A 19,931-nucleotide genomic window follows, 5' to 3' on the forward strand; every position below is an offset into this window, starting at 1 on the left:
ACGGCGACGTGAGGGTCAGCGTCGCCGTTTTGTACGTGACTATAGGTCAGGGACGATAAAGGATCGCCGAACCCCACGACAAGCCCACGCCGAAACCACTGATAGCCACGCGCTTCCAGGGCCCGGTGAGCATGTGCTTTTCCAGCAGCAGCGGGATGCTCGACGACACGGTATTGCCGGTTTCGAGCATGTCCTTGACGAACTTGTCGGCGGAGGCGCCCTCTTCGAAGCGGCGAGCCACGGCGTCAACGATAGCGGCGCTGCCCTGGTGGATGCAGAACGCGTCGATGTCCGACGCCTGGAGCTCGGAGTCGGTGAGCAATTCGTTGAGGTGTGCGGGCACCTTGACCAGTGCGAAATTGAACACCTGACGGCCGTTCATATAGAAATCGCCGTTGATGGTCTTGAGGAACTCCGCGCCACCGCCGTCGCTGCCGAATTTTGACTTGCCCAGGTGCCACGGCGCGTCTTCGCCCATCCAGGTCGCAGTGGCGGCGTCGCCGAACAGCATGGTGGTGTTGCGGTCTTCGGGGTCGACGATCTTCGAATACGGGTCAGCGGTGATCAGCAAGCCGTTCTTCAAACCCGTGGCTTCCATGAAGCCCTTGATCGCGTAGAGGCCATAAACGTAGCCCGAGCAGCCCAGCGAGATGTCGAACGTCGCCACGTTGGTCGACAGACCCAGCTTGTGCTGGACGATGGCGGAGGTGTGCGGCAAGCCTTCTTCGTCGCCGTTCTGAGTCACGACGATCAGCACGTCGATGGCGTCGCGGGACAAGTCGGGGTTGTTGGCGAACAGCTGGTTGGCAGCCTCGACACAGAGGTCGGAGGTTTCCTGAGCGTCGTCCTTGCGGGGCAGAAAAGCAGAACCGATCTTGCCGAGGATGAAGGTTTCATCCTTGCCGAATTTGGCGCCCTGCGCGTAATTGTCGACGCCAGCCTTAGGCACGTAACTCGCTATGCTTTTAATGCCAATCATCATGGCTTCCCAATCAAAATCTGCTGAACATCACCCATCGCTCGAAGGCGGGGCATTGAAATCCGGGGCTCGCAGCCGGAAAACCGGCGACGCAATGGCTCGGGCGACCAGAGAAAGTCTGTGAAATCAGCCTGATGCCATCCTCTTCTGCGAGCACGATACAGTGAAGATGCCCGTTATGACTCACAGGTCACCAAAAGTTTTACAAGCTTTTAGCTGACCGATGAGTGCTGCGCAAGGGTGGATCAGGGTTCAGACAGGGAATTGACATGAAGATGTCACGGCGGTGTGGGCGGGGTGTGTCAGTCAGAACCTATTCGCCACCGTCGTAACCTCCGGAAGCTCCCACAGGGTCTGCGTCGTGCCTGATAGCGGTGGGAGACGCCGGAGGTTACGACGGCAGCGAAAGCGATAAGTCAGCCCACCACATCCCAACTCAACGGCGTACCGCGTTTGACGGCCTGGCGTGCGGTGCGGCCGAGGATGCGGTCGATGTGTTTGGGTGCCAGGCCCAGGCCCGGGCGGATGGCGCGAACGTTGTCCTTGCTGAACGCCTCCCCTTCGGCCACGTCCTTGACCACGTAAAGCGACCGGCGGTAGACCAGCGACTTCTGTTCGGCCTGGCTCGCGCCGTATTGCACATGACCGAGCCCTTGCCAGGCGCGCTCGGTCTCCGTCACCAGACTGGCCATCTCGGCAGGTTCCAGCGAAAAACTGGCGTCCACGCCTCCGGCTGCCCGGTCGAGGGTGAAGTGTTTTTCGATGACCGTCGCGCCCATGGCCACCGCCGCCACCGACACGCCGACGCCCAAGGTGTGATCGGACAGCCCGACCTGACAGCCGAACAGCCCCGCCAAATGGGGAATGGTGCGAATGTGGCTGTTCTCGGGCGACGCCGGGTAGGTGCTGGTGCATTTGAGCAGCACCAGGTCCTGACACCCGGCCTCTCGGGCGGCGCGCACGGTTTCGTCGAGTTCGGCGATGCTGGCCATGCCGGTGGAAATGATCATCGGCTTGCCGGTGGCCGCCACTTTGCGGATCAGCGGAAGGTCGGTGTTTTCGAAGCTGGCGATTTTGTACGCCGGGACGTCAAGGCTTTCCAGAAAGTCCACAGCGGTTTCATCGAACGGCGTGGAGAACGCCAACAGCCCCAATTCCTTCGCCCGAGCGAAAATCGGCGCGTGCCATTCCCACGGCGTGTGGGCCTGTTCATACAACGCATACAACGAGGTTCCCGCCCACAGGCTGTTGGGGTCCTTGATGAAAAACTCGCCCTCGGCGATGTCCAGCGTCATGGTGTCAGCGGTGTAGGTCTGCAACTTCAGCGCATGGGCGCCAGCGTTCGCGGCGGCCTCGACGATGCGCAACGCCTGCTCCAGCGACTGGTTATGGTTGCCGCTCATCTCCGCGATGATGAAGGGCGGCGCGTCATGGCCAAGGGTTCTGGGGCCGATCTTGAAAGCCTTCATGGTCGTTCACTCACTGAAAAAGGGTCATGGCCCGACAGCGCCGATAAGCGCGTCCGCCAGCCGTTGCGCGCCGCAGCCGTCCACCAGCGCCCGTGAGCGTTCAGCAAACGCCCGACGTTGCGGCGCGTCGTCGCTCAGTCGGGCAATCGCCTCGACCAATCGCTGCGGTTCCAACTGCTCATGGGGGCCGAGGTAAAGGTGTATGCCCGCCTCGGCCAGCAGCTGTGCATTGAGCTGTTGATTGTTCGCCACCGAAATACAGATCGTCGGCAACCCCAGCGCGGCGCGCTCCCAGGTCGTGCCGCCGCCTGCGCCGATGAACAGGTCCGCCTGCTGCATCCGCGCGAAAAAATGGTCGACCAGCGTCTGCACATGCCAGTTCGGGTGCGCCTCCGCAAGCGCGCTCATCGCGGCCCACTCGGGGTTATGCAGCCCGGCGACGACATCCACGTGCAGATCATCGAAGCTCTGTAATGCCACCAACGTGGCGTACACCTGACGGGCCGCATCGAAGCCGCCAAAGTTGACCAGCACCCGCTTCACCTTCGGTTTGATCACGATGGGCTGGCACTGGAATTCGTCACGCAACAGGGCGAACCGGGGGCCGAGAAACGTCTGGCAATCGCGGTCCACCCACTGGGCGTAGGCCCCCGGCACGGCGTGAGCGGAAAAATTCTGGTCGAGCAAGAGGTCCACCGCGTGGGGCCGGTTGGCCAGGTCGTCGATGGCCATCAAGCGCCGGGCGAAACGCCGCGCCGCACGCTCCCACTGCGCATCCAGCCCGTAGTGATCGACGATCAGCCAATCGAAACGCGGCGCCTGCGCAACGGCATCGGCAAGGGCATTGACGTCGGCCTGCCACGGCAAACGCGCCTCGATGTCCGCGCCGCTCTGCTCGTGCGGATAACGCTCGGGTAAGCCGTGGGCGACGTAGCCTTGGTCGCGCAGTCGTTGCAGCAAATGGCCGGGCAACGCCCGGCAGGCAAACACCACCTCGGCGCCGGCTTTGCGCAGGACATTGGCCAGCGTCAGGCAGCGGGCGATGTGGCCGCTGCCGATGGCGACGGACGCGTCGGCACGAATCAGCACTCTCACGGCTCGATTTCCCCGCCCGCCTTGAGCGCTGCATAGAGGTACTCAGCGCGCAGCCAGTCTTCCTCGTCGTCGATGTCCTGGACCAGATGCCGAGGCAGGATCACCGGCAGGCTCAGGGGCGAAAACATCACGTCGCCTCGCAACCACGCCTCACTGCGCCCCCAGTAAAACTGACCGGCATCTTGATACGCCGCTGGCAAATCCTGGGAGCGTACGTGGCGAAACTCGGGGTGCATGGCGTCAACGCTGCCGTCTTCGTTGAGCTTCAGGGCGCGTTGAACGGGGAACCCGAAACTGCACACCGAAAATGCAAAGGCCTTGTCCGGCGCCGCCTGCAACGCCTCGAACCCTTGACGCAAAAAACGCGGCTGCAACAGCGGCGCCGTGGCGTAAATGCAGCAGGTGTAGTCGTAGCGCTGGTCCACCGTGCGGATCGCGTGTTGCACCACCGGCCCGGTGCCCGTGAACGCATCGGACAGCTCCGCCGGACGCAGGAACGGCACGTCAGCGCCGTGTTGACGCGCTACGTCGGCGATTTCTCCGTCGTCGGTGCTGACGATGACGCGGTCGAACAGGCCGCTTTTCAACGCAGCGCGAATCGAGCCGACGATCATCGGTTCGCCGTTGAACAGCTTCAGGTTCTTGCGCGGGATGCGCTGGCTGCCGCCCCGGGCAGGAATCACGGCGAGCGCGGTCATCGTTGCGGACCTTGACCGTCAGCGAGCAAACGCAGCAATTGATCGACCACGTAGTCCTGCTGCTCGTCGGTCATGGCCGGGTACATCGGCAGGCTGATGGCCTGGGCGTAATAAGCCTCGGCTTCGGGAAAATCACCGGGCTTGAAGCCGAGGTCGCGGTAATACGGCTGCAAGTGGACCGGGATGTAATGCACATTGACGCCGATGCCTGCTGCGCGCAGGCCTTCGAACATGTCGCGATGGCTGACGCTCAAGCCCTCGGTCTGCACCCGCACGACATACAGATGCCACGCTGATTCAGCGTCGGGCTGAAGGGTCGGCAAGGTCAGCGGCAGATCGGCGAGCAGGGTTTGATAGCGGGCCACCAGCGCACGACGGCGCGCAAGAAAACCCTCCAGCTTGTCCAGTTGCGAGAGGCCCAGCGCCGCCTGCATGTCGGTGATGCGGTAGTTGAACCCCAGTTCGACCTGCTGGTAATACCAAGGGCCGTGACTCGGTTCGTCCATCTGCGCCGGGTCGCGGGTCATGCCGTGGCTGCGCAGACGCCGCAAGCGCTCGGCCAGCTCGGGGCGGTTGGTCAGCACCAGCCCACCCTCGCCCGTGGTGACGATTTTCACCGGATGGAAGCTGAACACCGTCATGTCGGCGAATTCGCCGCAACCCACCGGGCGACCGGCGTAGTGGGCCCCGACCGCGTGAGACGCGTCTTCGATGACCACGAACCCATAGCGTCGCGACAGCTCGCGGATCGCCCGCATGTCACAGCTCTGTCCCGAAAACGCCACCGCCACCAGCACTTTCGGCAGCGTGCCTTCGCCTTCGGCGATCTTCAGTTTCTGCGCCAGCGCGTCGGCATCGAGGTTCCAGGTCAACGGGTCGATGTCGACGAAGTCCACATTAGCCCCGCAATAACGACCGCAGTTGGCCGACGCCAGAAAGGTGTTGGGGCTGGTCCAGAGCCAGTCGCCCTCCCCCAATCCCGCCGCCAGACAGGCGATGTGCAGGGCCGCCGTGGCATTGCACACCGCCACGCCAAAACCGGCCTCGCAGCGCACCGCCATCGCCGCTTCGAAGCGCTCGATGGTCGGACCCTGGGTCAGCCAGTCCGATTTGAGCACCTCGACCACGGCGTCAATGTCCGCCTGATCGAGGCTCTGACGGCCGTACGGAATCATGGCTGGATGTCGGCGTGCAGTTGGCTGATCTGTGCCACCGACATGAAGTCCGGATTGGTGTCGGAGCGGTATTCGAACTCATCGGCCACAGGGCGGCCCTTTTCACCGGTGGCGTCGGTGGTGAAATCGGTGTCCACGCTGTTGAAGCGAATCGACGGCACGATGGTGTAGTGGTCCTTGAACTCCAGCGTCATGCGGGCGTCGTCCTGGGGCACCATCAGTTCGTGCAGTTTTTCACCCGGACGAATGCCCACCAGCTTGTGCGGCAGATCGACGGCCATGGCCTTCGCGAGATCGACGATGTGCACCGACGGGATCTTCGGCACGAACACTTCGCCGCCGTGCATGCGCGCGAAGCTCTGCATCACGAAATCCACGCCGTGATCCAGGGTGATCCAGAAGCGGGTCATGCGCGGATCGGTGATCGGCAGTTCCGTGGCGCCCTCGGCGATCAGTTTCTTGAAGAACGGCACGATCGAGCCTCGGGACCCGGCAACATTGCCATAGCGCACCACGGAAAAACGCGTCTGCTCTTCACCGCCGATGTTGTTGGCGGCGACGAACAGTTTGTCCGAGAGCAACTTGGTGGCGCCGTACAGGTTGATCGGGCTGGCCGCCTTGTCGGTGGACAGCGCGATGACTTTTTTCACACCGTTGGCGATGGCCGCCGAGATGATGTTTTCCGCGCCATTGACGTTGGTGCGAATGAACTCGGTGGGGTTGTATTCCGCTGCGGGCACATGCTTGAGCGCTGCCGCATGAACCACGTAATCGATGCCGCGCATGCCTTGGTGCAAGCGCTCGGCATCGCGCACGTCGCCCAGGAAATAGCGCATGCAGGGCGCATTGAATTCCTGCTGCATTTCGTATTGCTTGAGCTCATCGCGGGAAAACACCACCACGCGCCGGGGCTGATAGCGCTCCAGCAGCGTGCGGATGAATACGCGACCGAACGAACCGGTCGCGCCCGAGATAAACACTGATTTGCCGTTGAACATGACGATGTCCTTTACGTGATGCCCTAAGCGAGCAACTGCGCCCAATTCACCGGGGTCGGCGCTGCCAGGGTAAACCCTTTACCCGTCAGGGACAGGTTGCGGTTGTAGGCAAGGTCATGGGCGAACGAAGCGGCCCATTTGTCTTTGAGCGCCGCCAATGCGCCGGGCGCATCAGGCACGGTGCCCGGATGAACGATCTGCACGTGAGGGGTCCACACGGTCAGGTAGCCCGCCTGGCCCACCTTCAGGCACAGGTCGACATCGGCAAAGCCTTGCGCGAACTGCTCTTCATCCAGACCACCGACGGCGTCGAACAGTTCTTTGCGCACCATCAGGCACGTCGCTGAAACGGCGCTGTAGTTCTGTTCCACCAGCAAGCGCTGCAAGTAGCCGTGGGCATCTTTCTCCTCGCCAACGAAGGGTGAACCCACGCCGCCGTTCATGCCCAGAATCAGTCCCGCCTGAGTCAGCTTGCCGGTGCTGTCGATCGATTTGGCGCCGACGATGCCCACCTCGGGCCGCAGGCCGCCGTTGAGCAACGTGCCCAGCCAGTTCGGGTTGACGATTTCGGCGTTGGCGGCCAGCAGCACCAGGTACTCGCCCTGGGCCTGACGGGCTGCCGCGTTGAGTTGCGCAGGCCCTGTGCGGTCGCCGTCGTCACGGATGACGCGCAGGCGGTTCGACGCTTTCTCGCGGCTGGAGAGCCAGTCCAGCATCGCGGCGCTGGTGCCTTGATGCACCGGCACCAACACTTCGTACGCGCTGTAGCGCGTGCGCTGCAGGATACTGGTGACCGAACGTTGCAAGGCGTCCAGGTCGTCAGCGCCATGCAGGATGATCGACACCTGCGGGCGTGCGCTGTGCTGATAATCGATCTGCAGCGTGCCGGCCTCACCGAAGGTGACCAGCGCCTTGTAGCCGCGCGCGCCCAGATGACGGACCAGCGCCATGCGCTCATGGGGGTTATCTGCCAGCTGCGGCGCGTCGCTGATCAGCAGCGGCTCGTCCAGATGGGCCAGACCGCCCAGGCCGCCCTGTTCGATGACTTTGAGCAGCAGGTCGAATTCCAGCGCGTTCTTGAAGTCGGCGGAATAGCCGCCCGCTTCGATGAACACCTCACGCCGGATCAGCCAGTGCCGGGCCATCCCGGTCGGCGACCCTTGCAGCAGGTCCAGGTTGACGCCCGGTCGGAACTGATGGATCAGCGCGCCGTTGGGCTGACGCAGGATTTCATCGGCGCACACCGCACGAATGCCGTCGGCGCCGAGCAATTCCAGGCCCGCACGCAACAGGCCGGAGGCGGTGAACTGATCGCCGACTTCAGCGAGCATGACCCAGTCGCTGGTCATCTGGCGCACGGCCTGATTGAGTTTGTCGACGTAGTTGCTGGCGCTGACCTTGACGAAATGCAGCGTGTTGCTGAAGGTCGTCGACGTTGGTGGCTCGGCGGTGGTGAACACGACCACGCGAAAGGCCTTGCTGTGCCCTTCGACCAGGCTGTCGAGCGTCACTTGCAGCTTGTCCATGTCGCCTTCCAGGTCCAGCAACAGCAGACCGAACACGGGCCCGCCATCTTTCTCGGCCAGGTACCGGCCAATCGCCGACGCTTCAGCGGCGTCAGGGTTACGGGCTGGGAGCCAGTTCAGAAGCTTGCCCGAGGGCATCGCCTCAAGCCGGCGAAGGCTGTCGTAGTCAGGGGCTGCCGCGAGCCGTTCGGCCCAGGCGTTCATCAACGGTGCCTCCTCGGCGTCCTGCTCGGTCAGCAGTTGCGCCAGGCGCTTGACCACACGCCGGTTGAACGCGTTCAGGTCCATCGCGGCCCACAGGCGGTTGATCACGGTTTCCGGCACATCGTTGGCGTGGGTCGCCAACAGCGCTTCCTGACGCACCCAGATGCCTTCGAGTTCGGCCAGTTGCACATACCCGGCAGGCATGGCGTGCAACAGGAATTCCTGAGCCGTCAGCTGATCGAAAAAGGCCTGGTTGTAGAACGGCATTTCTACGTATTGATGCGGGCCGAACAGACGCGTTGGCTGGCCTTTGAAGTCGGTCCACGTGGAATTGACAATATGCTCCGCCGTCAGCGAGTTCCGGCTGCGCAGGCTTTCGGCCAGGGTGTCGAAGCTGTCCAGCGTGAGCGCTCTCGCCTCCTGGGCAGGCACGCCGAACAGCGGCGCCGCGACGTCGGCCAGGAATCCGGCGAAGGCTTCCCGTTCGGCGACGGTTGCCGCGTCCACCCCGGCCAGCTTGGTGTAGATCTCGGTGTTGTGTTCGGAGCGGCCGATGTTGATTTCGCGCACAACATAGGGGATCGGCAGCACCCGCGCCTTGCCTCGGGCCAGCAGGTAATACACGTGACCGACTTCCTGCCACTCGAACGCCGTACCGGCGGGCATGGCGTCGTACCAGTCGCGGATCAACGAGGTGCGAGTCACGGCGTAGAACGGCGGCAGGTACTGGCTAAAGTAATCGTGGATACGGTCCTGGGCCTGCTCGCTGTCGTAATCCTCATGGACTTTCTTATCCCGGCGCAAGTAATGCACCTTGTTGCCGTGGGACGAATACATCAGGCAGTAGCCATGGCACATGCCGTAATCGGCGAAGGCTTCGAGGAAATTAACGCTGTCGGACAGCGCCTCATGTACGACGAAATCATCGTCCGCAGCGAAAACCATGTACGGCGTCGTCACCTGCCTCACGCCGAAGTCGAGCTTGGCCTGTATGCCCCAATAGCTGTACTCGGGCAGGTGCCGGTAATCGACGTGGGGGTAGTGGGTGTACTCGGTATCGAGCGCTTGCGCCGACGAATCCAGGACCAGGATCTTGCACGGCAGGCTGCCGTAATAGTGCAAGGCACGGCGCAGGAACGCCGGGCGCCCGTGGGTCATCAAGACCATGGTCAACAGGGCGTCAAGCGGTGCTGCTGCTTCGAAATGTTTATCGCCTTTCATGTTTCTTTCCTACTACCGGCGGCTCATATGGCGTGATGGATCGGATTCGGTTCAGCGTACGCGACGCAGGTAGCCATCAGGTGCCACGGTGATCAACAGCTTGTGATCGACGGCAGAGTCGATCTGGAAATCGTCGTTTTCCTTCAGGTAGGCCCACACAGCGGTTTTCGGGTTGTCGCCCTTGCCCCACGGGCGGTCCGGAAAGGCATCGGCCGGCATGTCTTCGACCACGGTGTCCATCACCACGCAGTAGCTGCCGACCGCCACCAGGGGCGCGTACAGGCGAAGTTCTTCGAGGACGTGTTCATGGGTGTGGTTGGAGTCCAGCACCACCAGCACTTTCTTGCCGGCGACGCGACGACGGACCTGCTCGACAATGGCAGCGTCGATACTGGAACCTTGAATCATCCTAACCCGGCGGCTCATAGGGTGAGCCTCGATGGCATCGCGGTTATGGGCTCGAATATCGATATCGATACCGATCACTTCACCATGCCCCATTAACTCCATCATTGAGGCGTAAAACAGAATCGATCCGCCGTGAGCGATGCCGGTCTCAACGATCACGTCGGGACGCACCGTCCAGATGATCTCCTGCATCGCGATGATGTCTTGCGGATATTGGATGATCGGACGCCCCATCCAAGAGAAGTGATAGCAGTATTTAAATTTAGCCGTTTCGTTGAAGAATTCGCGCGACACACGGGCCAGGCTCTCATCCTTCCCCTGGATCGTAATTTCAGCATGGCATTCTTCTTCAAAAATTTGCGCAGGTGTTTTTGACATGTGCATCACCTCGATCAAAGCCAGAACTCGGCGCAACATGCGACCGAGTAAAAAATAGTGGGTTACTTCATCCATCAGTTGCATTCAGAACACTGATATTCAACGCAGTCGTTTCACTTCAAATGAGTGATCATGACACCAGCCCTCACCGCAAAACCAGCACAGCAGCCCTCTCATCTCGCCACTACGCCGAGGCTATGTGAAATCGGATTCACTCGGATCACTCGGGCTGGATTTCCCACCACTACTGAGTAATCGGGTACGTCGCGGGTCACCACGGCACCTGCGCCAACAACAGCCCAACGACCAATTTTCAACCGGGGCAAAACCGTCGAATTGATCCCTAGAAAAACACCATCAGCGATACTTACACAGCCCGCAACGCTGACGCCGGGCGCAAAAAACACCGAATTACCAATGCAAGTTTCGTGACCGATCACGCAGCCAGCACTCAGGCTGGAGTTATCCCCGATACTCACTTGCGCCTGAAGGATCACCCCTTCTTGTACGTAGTTGCCTAATCCCATGCTGACCATGGTCAAGTTGCATGTCGGATGAATAAAGTTCGTCAATTGACCACCCGCCTCCAAAAGCTGGCGAGTAGTTTCAAAGCGCGTCAGACAGTCGCGGGTGATCAGATTGACGAAGCGCACGTCATCACCCGTCAATTGCGGTACCAGCTCAACTCCCCCCAGAACCGGAATGCCGAAAAATGAGATACCTTTTTTGGCAGGATCATTATCAAGAAACGCGAATTCCCCATCAGGAGATGCTTGCTTGACCGCGCCGATCATACGGACGGCCTCGGGGTTGTTGGCACCGAGGAGATAGATCTTCATGCCTGCTCCTTCGCCTTGATCAACTCTCGGACTACCGCTATGACTCGCTGCTGATCTTCGTGAGTCATGTCGTGATAGCTCGGTAAGTTAATCGCACGCTCACACAACGAAAACGAGATTGGGGTATCGCCGGGGTTACCCTCAAACATGGGCAGAGACGACAGCGGCCAAAAGAACACCCGAGCATCGATTTCCTGAGCTTTGAACGCGTCGATCAATACGTCGCGCGTAATGCCCAGTGACGCGTCGAAGACGACCGTGGGCATCCAGTAGCCGTTGCGTGAGTCCCCCGGCTGAGGATTCATCGAAACGCCGGCGAGGCCTTGCAGCCCTTGAGCGTATCGATTAAAAATCGCGCGTTTGCGCTCGATCAACTCATCGATGCGTTCAACTTGAGCGCAACCTATGGCCGCTTGCAGGTTGCTCATCTTGTATTTGAAACCGATGAAATCCGGCCAGAACTGGCGCGTACTGCCCGCCACACGTCCGTGGTTCGAGAGCGTCAGGACGCGTTCGTACAGCGCACGGTCTGAGGTGACGAACATGCCGCCCTCGCCCGTTGTCATTGTCTTCGTGCCATGAAACGAAAACGCGCCGAAAGCCCCCATCGAACCGGCGGCCTTGCCTTGCCATTGCGAACCGATGGCTTCGGCAGCGTCTTCGATCACCGGAATGCCGAACTCGGCGCCGATGGCCAGCAACGCGTCCATATCGCACAGGTTGCCGTACAAATGCACCGCGAGAATGGCCTTCGTTTTGGGCGTAATGGCTGCCCGGACCTGCCGCGGGTCCAGGCACCAACTGTCTTCAAGCACGTCGACGAAAACAGGACGGGCCCCGAGGTAATCGATGGGCGCCGCCGAAGCAATCCAGTTGGTGTTACCCAGAATGACTTCATCGTCCGCGCCGACGCCCAGTGCCGCCATGCCCATGTGCAAGGCACCGGTACAACTGGAGGTGGCAATGGCGTAAGTCGCGCCCAAATGTTCGGCAAATGTTTTTTCGAAGCGAGTGATGTACTCGTAGCAACGTTCTCCCCAGCCATGCGTCACGGCATCGAGCACGTATTGGGCTTCAAGTTCGCCCACACTGGGCTTGGTGTAGTGAATTTTTTTCATCGTACGGTCAACTCCGGCACGGCCACGACGAAGCGCCCGCCCCAACGGCTTATGACAGCATATTGCTCAGTGATTTCGTTGATCAGATTCCACGGCAGCACCAGCACGTAATCGGGCTGCTCTTCGATCAGGCGATCCGGTGACACCACCGGGATGCGGCTGCCCGGCAGGAATTTGCCCTGCTTGTGGGGGTTGGCGTCGGCGACCCAGGCGAGCAGGTCGGCCTTGACCCCGGCGTAGTTGAGCAAGGTGTTGCCCTTGGCCGCCGCACCGTAGCCGACGACACGTTTGCCTTCAGCTTTCGCTTTGAGCAAAAAGTCCAGGAGCTGAAATTTGATGCGTTCGGCGGCAGGCGCCAGCGTGGCGTAGTAATCGCGCGTCTTGACGCCCGCGCTCAGCTCTTTTTCCAGCTGCTGCGCAACGGCAGGCGTACGGGGTTGCGGGCCGTCGATACGCTGCACGAACACACGCAGCGAACCGCCGTGGGTCGGCAGCTCGGAGACGTCGAACACCTGAAGTCCATTGCGCGCACACAGGCCTTCAACAGCGGTCAGCGACAGGTACGAATAGTGTTCGTGGTACAGGGTGTCGAATTGACCGCCCGCCATCAGCGTCAGCAGTTGCGGGAATTCGAACGTGACAACGCCCGACGGCTTGAGCAGGGTCGCGAAACCCGCGAGGAAATCGTTGATGTCCGGCACGTGGGCCAGCACGTTATTGGCGGCCATCAGGTCGGCCGCCCAGCCTTCGTCGCGCAACGCCGTGGCGCTGTCCTTGCCGAAAAACACCTCGCGAATCTCCAGCCCTTTTGCTCGCGCGGCCTCGGCGGTGCTGCGGGTCGGCTCGACACCCAGGCAGGCGATACCGCGCGCTTTGACGTACTGCAGCAGGTAGCCGTCGTTGGCGGCGATTTCCACCACGCGGCTGTCGGCGTTCAAACCGAAGCGCTCGACCATCTGCGCAACGTAGCGCTGTGCGTGGGTCAACCACGAGCTGGAATACGAGCTGAAATAGGCATAGTCGGCGTCGAAGAGGCTGTGCGCGCTGGTGTAATCGTTGGTCTGCACCAGCCAGCAGGCTTCGCAGACTTCCACCTTCAACGGCACCCACTGCTCGGCCTGGGTCAATTGCTCGGCACGCAGGTAGGCGTTGGACGGGGGCGACGTGCCCAGGTCGATCAGTGGCAGGCTCAAATGAGCGCCGCAGCCACGGCAGTTCATACACGCACTCCGGCAAAGGATGGGGTCAGAAAAGAATGGGATTCGTCGCGGGCTGACAGATTCTTGACAGGCAACGGCCATTGGATAGCCAGCCGTGGGTCGTGCACCGACAACCCGGCTTCATGCTCGGGGGTGTAGTCGGCGCTGTGCAGATACAGCAGCTGCGCGTCATCGCTCAGCGCCTGAAAACCGTGGGCGAATCCGGCGGGAATCAGCAGGCTACGCCCGTCACCGGCCACCAGGTGTTCGGCGTGCCAGTGCAGGAAAGTGGCCGAGTCAGGGTTCAGGTCGACGGCCACGTCCCACACTTCACCGTGCAGGCAGGTGATCAGCTTGGCCTCCAACTGCGCAGCGGTCTGGTAATGGAGCCCGCGCACGCTGCCCCGCTCCGCCGTGCAGGAATGGTTGATCTGACGAACGTGAAACGGACGGCCAAACGCACTCAGGCTGCCTTCGCAAAACAGACGACTGAACTGCCCACGGGCGTCGGCATGACGGCGATGATCAAGACTGAACAGGCCCGCCAGCGGCAACGGGACTAACTGCATTTCGCTCACGCCGCCTCCGTGTACAACGCCAGTTGGCGTTGAGTGAAGTCGTGCATGTCGTCGCCGCGTTTCCAGGCCAGGTGCCAGTCCACGGTGTGCTTCAGGCACTGTTCGAGGGACCAGCGGGGTTTCCATTGCAAGCGCTGCCGGGCGCGGGCGCTGTCCAGTCGCAGCAAACCGGCCTCATGCATGTCGCTCGGCTCGACGCGCAAGCCTGGCGCCTGCGGCCAGTGTCTGGCGAGGGTCGCGACCACATCGCCGACGGAACACATGTCGTCGTCGCTCGGTCCGAAATTCCAGGCACCGCCGTATTCCGGGCCGTGTTGATACAGCCGCTCAGCCAACAGCAGATATCCCGCCAGCGGCTCCAGCGCGTGTTGCCACGGTCGCACAGCGTGGGGGTAGCGCAGGGTCACGGGGTCGTGGGCTGACCAGGCTCTAAGCACGTCGGGGATCAGGCGCTCAGGGGCGAAATCGCCACCGCCCAGCACATTGCCCGCCCGCGCCGTCGCCAGCGCCAGACCGTGTTCGGCGTAGCCTTCGGCGGGGAAGAACGACGCGGCGTAGGATTGCGCCAACAGTTCGCAGCACGCCTTGCTGCTGCTGTAAGGGTCGTGACCGCCGAGGGGTTCGTTTTCCCGGTACGGCCACAGCCACTCCTGATTCGCGTACACCTTGTCGGTGGTGACCAGCACGCACGCGCGCACGCCGCCCACCTGGCGAATCGCGTCCAGCAAATTGAGCGTGCCCATGACGTTGGTGGAATAGGTGCCCAGCGGATCACGGTAGCCTTCACGCACCAACGGCTGCGCGGCCAGGTGCAGGACGATTTCCGGCTGGGTGCGGGCGATCAGATCAAGCAAGGCGCCCAGGTCGCGCAGGTCGCCGCGCTGGTCGCTCAGGCCTTGGTCGACACGGGCCAGTTCGAACAGGCTGGGCTCGGTGCCGGGGTCCAGCGCAAAGCCGGTCACCTGCGCGCCCATGCGGGCGAGCCACAGCGACAGCCAGCTGCCCTTGAACCCGGTGTGGCCGGTCAGCAGCACACGCTTGCCTTGCCAAAAGCTGGCGTTCACGCCCAGCTTTTCCATGGAGCCTCCCCACGCTGCCACAGGTCTTCGAGGTGGTTCTTGTCGCGCAAGGTGTCCATTGGGTGCCAGAAGCCCTGGTGCTCGAATGCCTTGAGCTCGCCCCCGGACGCCAGGCGCGTCAACGGTTCGGCTTCCCACGGCGTCATATCGTGTTCGATGTACGGAATGACCTTGGGCGACAGCACGAAGAAGCCGCCATTGATCCAGCCGCCGTCCCCCGGTGGTTTCTCGGTGAAACCGGTGACGCTGTCGCCCACGCAATTGAGCGCACCGTAGCGGCCAGGGGGTTGCACGGCGGTGACCGTGGCCAGCTTGCCGTGCTGCAGATGGAAATCGACCAACGCGCCGATGTTCAGGTCGGAAACGCCGTCGCCATAGGTGAAACAGAACGCTTCGTCGTCTTCCACGTACTTTCGTACGCGCTTGAGGCGGCCACCGGTGAGGGTGTCTTCGCCGGTGTCGACCAGCGTCACGCGCCAGGGCTCGCTGTAGTTTTCGTGGACGTCCATGCGGTTATTGCGCATGTCGAACGTCACGTCGGAGGTGTGCAGAAAGTAGTTGGCGAAGAAATCCTTGATCGCGTAACCCTTGTAGCCCAGGCAAATCACAAAGTCGTGGATACCGTGAGCGGAGTACTGCTTCATGATGTGCCAGAGAATTGGCTTTCCGCCGATCTCGATCATCGGTTTCGGCTTGAGATGGGATTCCTCGCTGATCCGAGTCCCCAGTCCACCCGCCAGAATAATTGCCTTCACCTGCCTACTCCTCCTGTCCCGACAGCGCGCCGCCGCGCTAGCGCGAAGGGTGTGCCCCGAACGTCAAACGACTGAACCGACCTTCGCTTTGATTCGCACAAACGACACACGCAACGCACGATTTATGGCGATATCCAGAGGACTTGCACGAACCGCGCCAGTTTTTCAGGGGTGGAAAAACGCCAGGTTGGACGTGAATGCAGGCACTTGCCGGCGGCGTCTTTCGGGAGTTGAGTGTTGTGCTTTGGCAACGTCGGCGCGCGGCGATTCCGAGGCAACGCCAAACACGTTTGAGAGGGTTCCACTGTAGGAGCGAATTCATTCGCGAAAAACGGTTCAGTCGATGGAGATGTGTCGGCTGCACCGGCCCCTCGCGAATAAATTCGCTCCTACAGGGGTTCTGCGTTGGCAATGTCCTGGCTCGCCGCGATGCCTGTGGGAGACGCCGGAGGGACGACGGCAGCGAAGGGGGTGTTACAGGCGCTTTAGGGTGAACATCAATCCGCCAACCACCCATGCACCCAATGCTGCAGGTTGTCTTCGCGCAGCATGAAGTCGCGCTTGACCACTTCGCGCAGTGCATCGCCCTGGCGGTAGCTGGCGTCCGGGTCGGACAGGTGGCCGCGAATCGCGTCCAGCCATTCTTCGGTGCTGTTGGTCAAAATCCGGGTGCGTGGCAGGTAGCCCTGATACGCCGCCGTTTCCGTGCAGATGACCGGGTAGCCGCATGCGCCGTATTCCAGAAGGCGCAGGTTGCTCTTGCAGTCGTTGAAGATGTGCTTCTCCAGCGGCGCCAATGCCAGGTCCAGGTTCAGGCTGGCCAGTTTCGCCGGGTACATGTCCAGCGGGATGACCGGGTGAAACTCGTGAACGTAAGGCCGCAGCGCAGGCGGGCACATGCCGAAGAACACCCAGTCGACCTCATCCGCCAAGGTGCGCACCACCTCGGCGATGATCTCCAGGTCACCGGTGTGGCTGGTGCCTCCGCCCCAGCCCACGCGCGGTTTGCGGCTGGTGCGCCGCTGGCTGCGCAGACTGTCCCACAGGGTCGGGGTCAGCATGTTCGGCACCACGCGTATGTCGTGGTGCATCGACGACAGCGCGTCCGCCAGCGGTTGCGTTGACACCACGACCCGGTCGCACAACGAAATACCCTGGCGCACCAGACGCTCCATCTCCTGCTCGTCCGGCATGCCCCGCACGTGTTCGTTTTTCTTCGGCACGTGGATCACGTAATCGTCGAGTTCGAAGATGCGTCGCGCGTTGGAATAGGTTTTCAGTTCGACGATCTCATCCACCCGTGTCTGGCTGTAGCGGCCTTGCAGGACCATGATGTCCGGGGAATGACGCTCGACCTCGATCAGGTCGGGTTGCGCATAGCTGATCACCCCCGTCGCCCGGCCTGCCGACTCAAGGGCAATCAAAGGCTCGGTGACGCGGTAGTGACCGATGGCCGAGGCGTTGATCGGCAACGCCAGCACCTTCGGCAGGTGAGCCGCGGAAAAAGGCGTCCAGCCGCTGTTCAAGCCGGGGTCCAGGCCAAAGCTTGCGGCCCCCAGGCTCTTCAGCGACAGGTTCGGATTGTAGGCGGGATCACGAGCGACCCACGGCAGCCAGCGCAGGTAAAACCGCCGGTTTTCTTCATGCTGCCGCTTGGCCAGCTCGGCATCATAAGGAACGTCGGGCTGGGCGCCACGCGCCAGCAGCGCTTGCGGTGTCCACACCACCAGATGACCGGACTCACGCACCCGAAGACAGAAATCCACATGACTCAGGCTGCACCCGAAGTCAGCCGCGTTCAGCCCCTCCAGCCCCTCGAACAGCGACCTGCGCACCATCAGGCAATCTGCGCCGACCGCACTCAAGTCATGCACCACTTGCAGACGCTGCATGTAGCCGCCCGCCTGCAGCGTCTCGCCGCGAAACGGCATGCCGGCCGGGCCGTGCAAGCCGAGAATCATCCCGGCGTGCACCACACTGCCATCCGGACCGAACAGTTTCGGCCCCACCACGCCCACGTCGGGACGACGGGCCTGATCGAGCATTTCGTTGAGCCAGTTGCCGTGAGTCACCACCGAATACGGACTGAGCAGCAGCAGGTAGTCGCCCCGTGCCTCCCCGGCGGCAGCGTTATACAGCGCTGCATGATCAGTGTCGTCCGCGAACGTCAGCACTTGCAGGCGAGACGGGTCCAGCTGGCCCATTTCTCCCAGCCAGTCAAGGGTGTTGGACTGCACGCTGCCGTTGTCGAGGATGAGCAGTTCATAGCGGCCATAAGCGGTCAGGTTCAGCAGGCTTTCCACACAGCGCTGCAACGGCGCGAGCTGATCCTTGATGACAATCATGATCGACACCAGCGGCTCGTCGTCATGCAGGTAGCGAATACGGTTGAGCAGCGGCAGGTTGACGTCCCGTTCGACGGTGCTGGCAATCGCGCAGCGTTGAAGATGGGCCTCAACCACGCCGAGGTTGTGTTCCCCCACCTCGGGCAGCGCCAACCACCTGGACAGTGGGAAGCGGGACTCCACGGTCAGTTCACTCAGGTGCCCGATGGCATCGGCCCCGCCCTCCTCGACCAGGCGCCAGAGCAGGTCGTGGGGCGCCAGTTCGCCGAAGCGGGCATCCAGGCCGCCATGCTGGAGCAGCGCGTCGCGCTGGAATGCCAGGCACCGGCCCACATAGGGGTAACTGCGCAGCAGATCAAGGTTGAAAGAAGGCTTGAACACCGGCTCCGCAGACTCACCATCAATCAACGCGCCCTCATCGCAATAGAGACAGCGAAGGCGGTCGTTCATGGCAATGCGCTCGGCCAACATCAGCAATGCCGGCTTGACCAAACGGTCGCCCGCCCGCAGCAGGTAGACCCACTGCGCGCCGTCCAGTTGCGGCAACAGCGTGTTGAGCTGAGTCCAGGGATCATCCTGCAACGGCATCGTGAAGATGCGGCCCTCAAGCGACGAAGACGTGCAGTCCTTGGACAGCACCAGTGTCAGCTCCGGCGCATAAAGCTGCTCGTTCAGGCTCTCCAGGGTCGTGTCCAGGCTGGCGCGGCTGCCGGTGTCATCGAGGATCACCGGAACGATCTTCGGCCGCGACGGCCAATGCATCAGGAGGTTCGGCAGTTGCTGGCGCTGCACGTCGCGCAAGGTCCGGCAGGCGAGCCACTGCTCATACAGTTCGGCGAAGCTTTCGCTGCTGGTGCCCACCCGCAAACCCTGGGTGGTCTGCAGCGTGCCCAGTGAGCGAGACAACGCGTGCTCCTGCCAATCGCGCTCGGCGCCCATGTCGTCGGTGAAGGGCATGTACCGCACCCAGCCTTTGCCCAGGTAGGGCTCACCGGTGCGGGCCTTGATCATCTCAAGGAGCCACGATTGCTCGGTTTCAATCGAAGACTGCATGGCCTGCTGGCGGCTGAGGCGTTCCGCATGCAGGCGCTCGACGCCGAGCACGTTGTTCAGGACTGCCACATTGCCGTGGTGCATCATGCAGACATACAGCGCCAGGTCCAGCAGCCCGGCGAAGCTCTGGCCCGGCACGGTCAGGCCTGGCAGATAATTCAACACGTCTTCGCGGCGGAACAGCGCACTGCTCAGGCCACCCAGGAAATTCAGCGGGTAGATTTCGACGATGTTCAGCAGGTCTTCGCCCTTGAAGATCGCGCTGGTGGGCGACAACGGGGAGTTCTCCAGACGCGACGGCAACTGAATGTCGTCGGCGTCCCAGAACAACCGTTGCGACAGCACCAGGCTCACGTCGGCATGCTTGACCAGTTGCTCGACCTGCATCCCCACCGATTGCGGGAAAATCTGGTCGTCGTCGCACAGAAACTTGATGAATTCACCCTTGGCTTCGGCAAGGCACGCGTGCAGGTTGCCAATGAAGCCCAGGCGTTGGGGGTTGCGCACGTAACGCGCCGACACGGCGGAATCCTGCGTCAGGGCGTCGAACACGGTGCGGATCTCGCCCCCCCGGGAATCGTCGCAGACAATGACTTCCACAGCGCCATAGTGCTGAATCAGCGCGCCCTGCAGCGCCCGCTGGAAGAAACGTGTGTGGTAGGCGGGAATGACGATGCTGACGAGAGGCGCTGAATTCACGGGAAAGACTCACAGGCGGCAAGCAGAATGGGTCTGTCCTGCTGAACCGCTGACAATAACGGTTGACGTCCTGCGCTGGCAGGGCCGATTGATCGTCGGCCCTGCCAGAGGTCAG

Annotated in this window: 15 protein-coding genes; all 15 read right to left on the reverse strand. The window is 61.9% G+C overall.

Annotated elements, in window-relative coordinates:
• Positions 1 to 46: 46 nt before the first annotated feature.
• Positions 47 to 979: a ketoacyl-ACP synthase III gene (locus GVN17_RS25255; RefSeq protein WP_166598009.1), complete on the reverse strand. Its 933-nt coding sequence runs from the start codon at positions 977 to 979 to the stop codon at positions 47 to 49.
• A gap of 416 nt (positions 980 to 1,395) precedes the next feature.
• Positions 1,396 to 2,448 carry a pseudaminic acid synthase gene (gene pseI / locus GVN17_RS25260; RefSeq protein ID WP_166598010.1) on the reverse strand — a complete coding sequence of 351 codons (1,053 nt, stop codon included), beginning with the start codon at positions 2,446 to 2,448 and terminating at the stop codon, positions 1,396 to 1,398.
• 24 nt (positions 2,449 to 2,472) lie between these two features.
• Positions 2,473 to 3,543 carry a UDP-2,4-diacetamido-2,4,6-trideoxy-beta-L-altropyranose hydrolase gene (gene pseG / locus GVN17_RS25265; protein WP_166598011.1) on the reverse strand — a complete coding sequence of 357 codons (1,071 nt, stop codon included), beginning with the start codon at positions 3,541 to 3,543 and terminating at the stop codon, positions 2,473 to 2,475.
• Positions 3,540 to 4,241: a pseudaminic acid cytidylyltransferase gene (gene pseF / locus GVN17_RS25270; protein ID WP_166598012.1), complete on the reverse strand. Its 702-nt coding sequence runs from the start codon at positions 4,239 to 4,241 to the stop codon at positions 3,540 to 3,542. The genes pseG and pseF overlap by 4 nt, the downstream gene beginning before the upstream one ends.
• Positions 4,238 to 5,416, reverse strand: coding sequence for a UDP-4-amino-4,6-dideoxy-N-acetyl-beta-L-altrosamine transaminase (pseC, locus tag GVN17_RS25275; protein ID WP_166598013.1), 1,179 nt, complete (start codon positions 5,414 to 5,416; stop codon positions 4,238 to 4,240). Before pseC ends, pseF begins: the two co-directional genes overlap by 4 nt.
• On the reverse strand, positions 5,413 to 6,414 hold the full coding sequence (pseB, locus tag GVN17_RS25280) for a UDP-N-acetylglucosamine 4,6-dehydratase (inverting) (RefSeq protein ID WP_166598014.1): 1,002 nt from the start codon (positions 6,412 to 6,414) through the stop codon (positions 5,413 to 5,415). Before pseB ends, pseC begins: the two co-directional genes overlap by 4 nt.
• A 23-nt stretch (positions 6,415 to 6,437) precedes the next feature.
• Positions 6,438 to 9,365 (reverse strand): TIGR00180 family glycosyltransferase, encoded by a 2,928-nt coding sequence (locus GVN17_RS25285; protein WP_166598015.1) that lies wholly within the window; start codon positions 9,363 to 9,365, stop codon positions 6,438 to 6,440.
• Positions 9,366 to 9,416: 51 nt separating this feature from the next.
• On the reverse strand, positions 9,417 to 10,151 hold the full coding sequence (locus tag GVN17_RS25290) for a cephalosporin hydroxylase family protein (RefSeq protein WP_166598053.1): 735 nt from the start codon (positions 10,149 to 10,151) through the stop codon (positions 9,417 to 9,419).
• A gap of 173 nt (positions 10,152 to 10,324) precedes the next feature.
• Positions 10,325 to 10,990 (reverse strand): acetyltransferase, encoded by a 666-nt coding sequence (locus GVN17_RS25295; protein WP_166598016.1) that lies wholly within the window; start codon positions 10,988 to 10,990, stop codon positions 10,325 to 10,327.
• Complete coding sequence (locus tag GVN17_RS25300; protein WP_166598017.1) at positions 10,987 to 12,108, reverse strand: DegT/DnrJ/EryC1/StrS aminotransferase family protein; 1,122 nt, start codon at positions 12,106 to 12,108, stop codon at positions 10,987 to 10,989. The genes GVN17_RS25295 and GVN17_RS25300 overlap by 4 nt, the downstream gene beginning before the upstream one ends.
• A complete protein-coding gene (locus GVN17_RS25305) occupies positions 12,105 to 13,328 on the reverse strand; it encodes a class I SAM-dependent methyltransferase (RefSeq protein WP_166598018.1) in 1,224 nt (407 codons plus the stop codon). Before GVN17_RS25305 ends, GVN17_RS25300 begins: the two co-directional genes overlap by 4 nt.
• Positions 13,325 to 13,885, reverse strand: coding sequence for a dTDP-4-dehydrorhamnose 3,5-epimerase family protein (locus GVN17_RS25310; RefSeq protein ID WP_166598019.1), 561 nt, complete (start codon positions 13,883 to 13,885; stop codon positions 13,325 to 13,327). Before GVN17_RS25310 ends, GVN17_RS25305 begins: the two co-directional genes overlap by 4 nt.
• Positions 13,882 to 14,964 (reverse strand): CDP-glucose 4,6-dehydratase, encoded by a 1,083-nt coding sequence (gene rfbG / locus GVN17_RS25315; RefSeq protein WP_166598020.1) that lies wholly within the window; start codon positions 14,962 to 14,964, stop codon positions 13,882 to 13,884. Before rfbG ends, GVN17_RS25310 begins: the two co-directional genes overlap by 4 nt.
• The gene (rfbF, locus tag GVN17_RS25320; RefSeq protein ID WP_166598021.1) at positions 14,946 to 15,719 is read right to left on the reverse strand and encodes a glucose-1-phosphate cytidylyltransferase; all 774 of its coding nucleotides are present in this window, start codon (positions 15,717 to 15,719) and stop codon (positions 14,946 to 14,948) included. Before rfbF ends, rfbG begins: the two co-directional genes overlap by 19 nt.
• 497 nt (positions 15,720 to 16,216) lie before the next feature.
• Complete coding sequence (locus GVN17_RS25325; protein ID WP_166598022.1) at positions 16,217 to 19,816, reverse strand: glycosyltransferase; 3,600 nt, start codon at positions 19,814 to 19,816, stop codon at positions 16,217 to 16,219.
• Positions 19,817 to 19,931 lie beyond the last annotated feature (115 nt).

Source organism: Pseudomonas sp. SLFW, from assembly GCF_009905615.1.
GTDB classification, from domain to species: Bacteria; Pseudomonadota; Gammaproteobacteria; order Pseudomonadales; family Pseudomonadaceae; genus Aquipseudomonas; species Aquipseudomonas bambusae.

What these genes read in the sequence shown, in the direction of transcription:
- GVN17_RS25255 (WP_166598009.1), bottom strand. Translation starts at nt 979, where the DNA reads ATGATTGGCATTAAAAGCATAGCGAGTTACGTGCCTAAGGCTGGCGTC.
- pseI (WP_166598010.1), bottom strand. Translation starts at nt 2,448, where the DNA reads ATGAAGGCTTTCAAGATCGGCCCCAGAACCCTTGGCCATGACGCGCCG.
- pseF (WP_166598012.1), bottom strand. Translation starts at nt 4,241, where the DNA reads ATGACCGCGCTCGCCGTGATTCCTGCCCGGGGCGGCAGCCAGCGCATC.
- pseC (WP_166598013.1), bottom strand. Translation starts at nt 5,416, where the DNA reads ATGATTCCGTACGGCCGTCAGAGCCTCGATCAGGCGGACATTGACGCC.
- pseB (WP_166598014.1), bottom strand. Translation starts at nt 6,414, where the DNA reads ATGTTCAACGGCAAATCAGTGTTTATCTCGGGCGCGACCGGTTCGTTC.
- GVN17_RS25285 (WP_166598015.1), bottom strand. Translation starts at nt 9,365, where the DNA reads ATGAAAGGCGATAAACATTTCGAAGCAGCAGCACCGCTTGACGCCCTG.
- GVN17_RS25290 (WP_166598053.1), bottom strand. Translation starts at nt 10,151, where the DNA reads ATGTCAAAAACACCTGCGCAAATTTTTGAAGAAGAATGCCATGCTGAA.
- GVN17_RS25295 (WP_166598016.1), bottom strand. Translation starts at nt 10,990, where the DNA reads ATGAAGATCTATCTCCTCGGTGCCAACAACCCCGAGGCCGTCCGTATG.
- GVN17_RS25300 (WP_166598017.1), bottom strand. Translation starts at nt 12,108, where the DNA reads ATGAAAAAAATTCACTACACCAAGCCCAGTGTGGGCGAACTTGAAGCC.
- GVN17_RS25305 (WP_166598018.1), bottom strand. Translation starts at nt 13,328, where the DNA reads ATGAACTGCCGTGGCTGCGGCGCTCATTTGAGCCTGCCACTGATCGAC.
- rfbG (WP_166598020.1), bottom strand. Translation starts at nt 14,964, where the DNA reads ATGGAAAAGCTGGGCGTGAACGCCAGCTTTTGGCAAGGCAAGCGTGTG.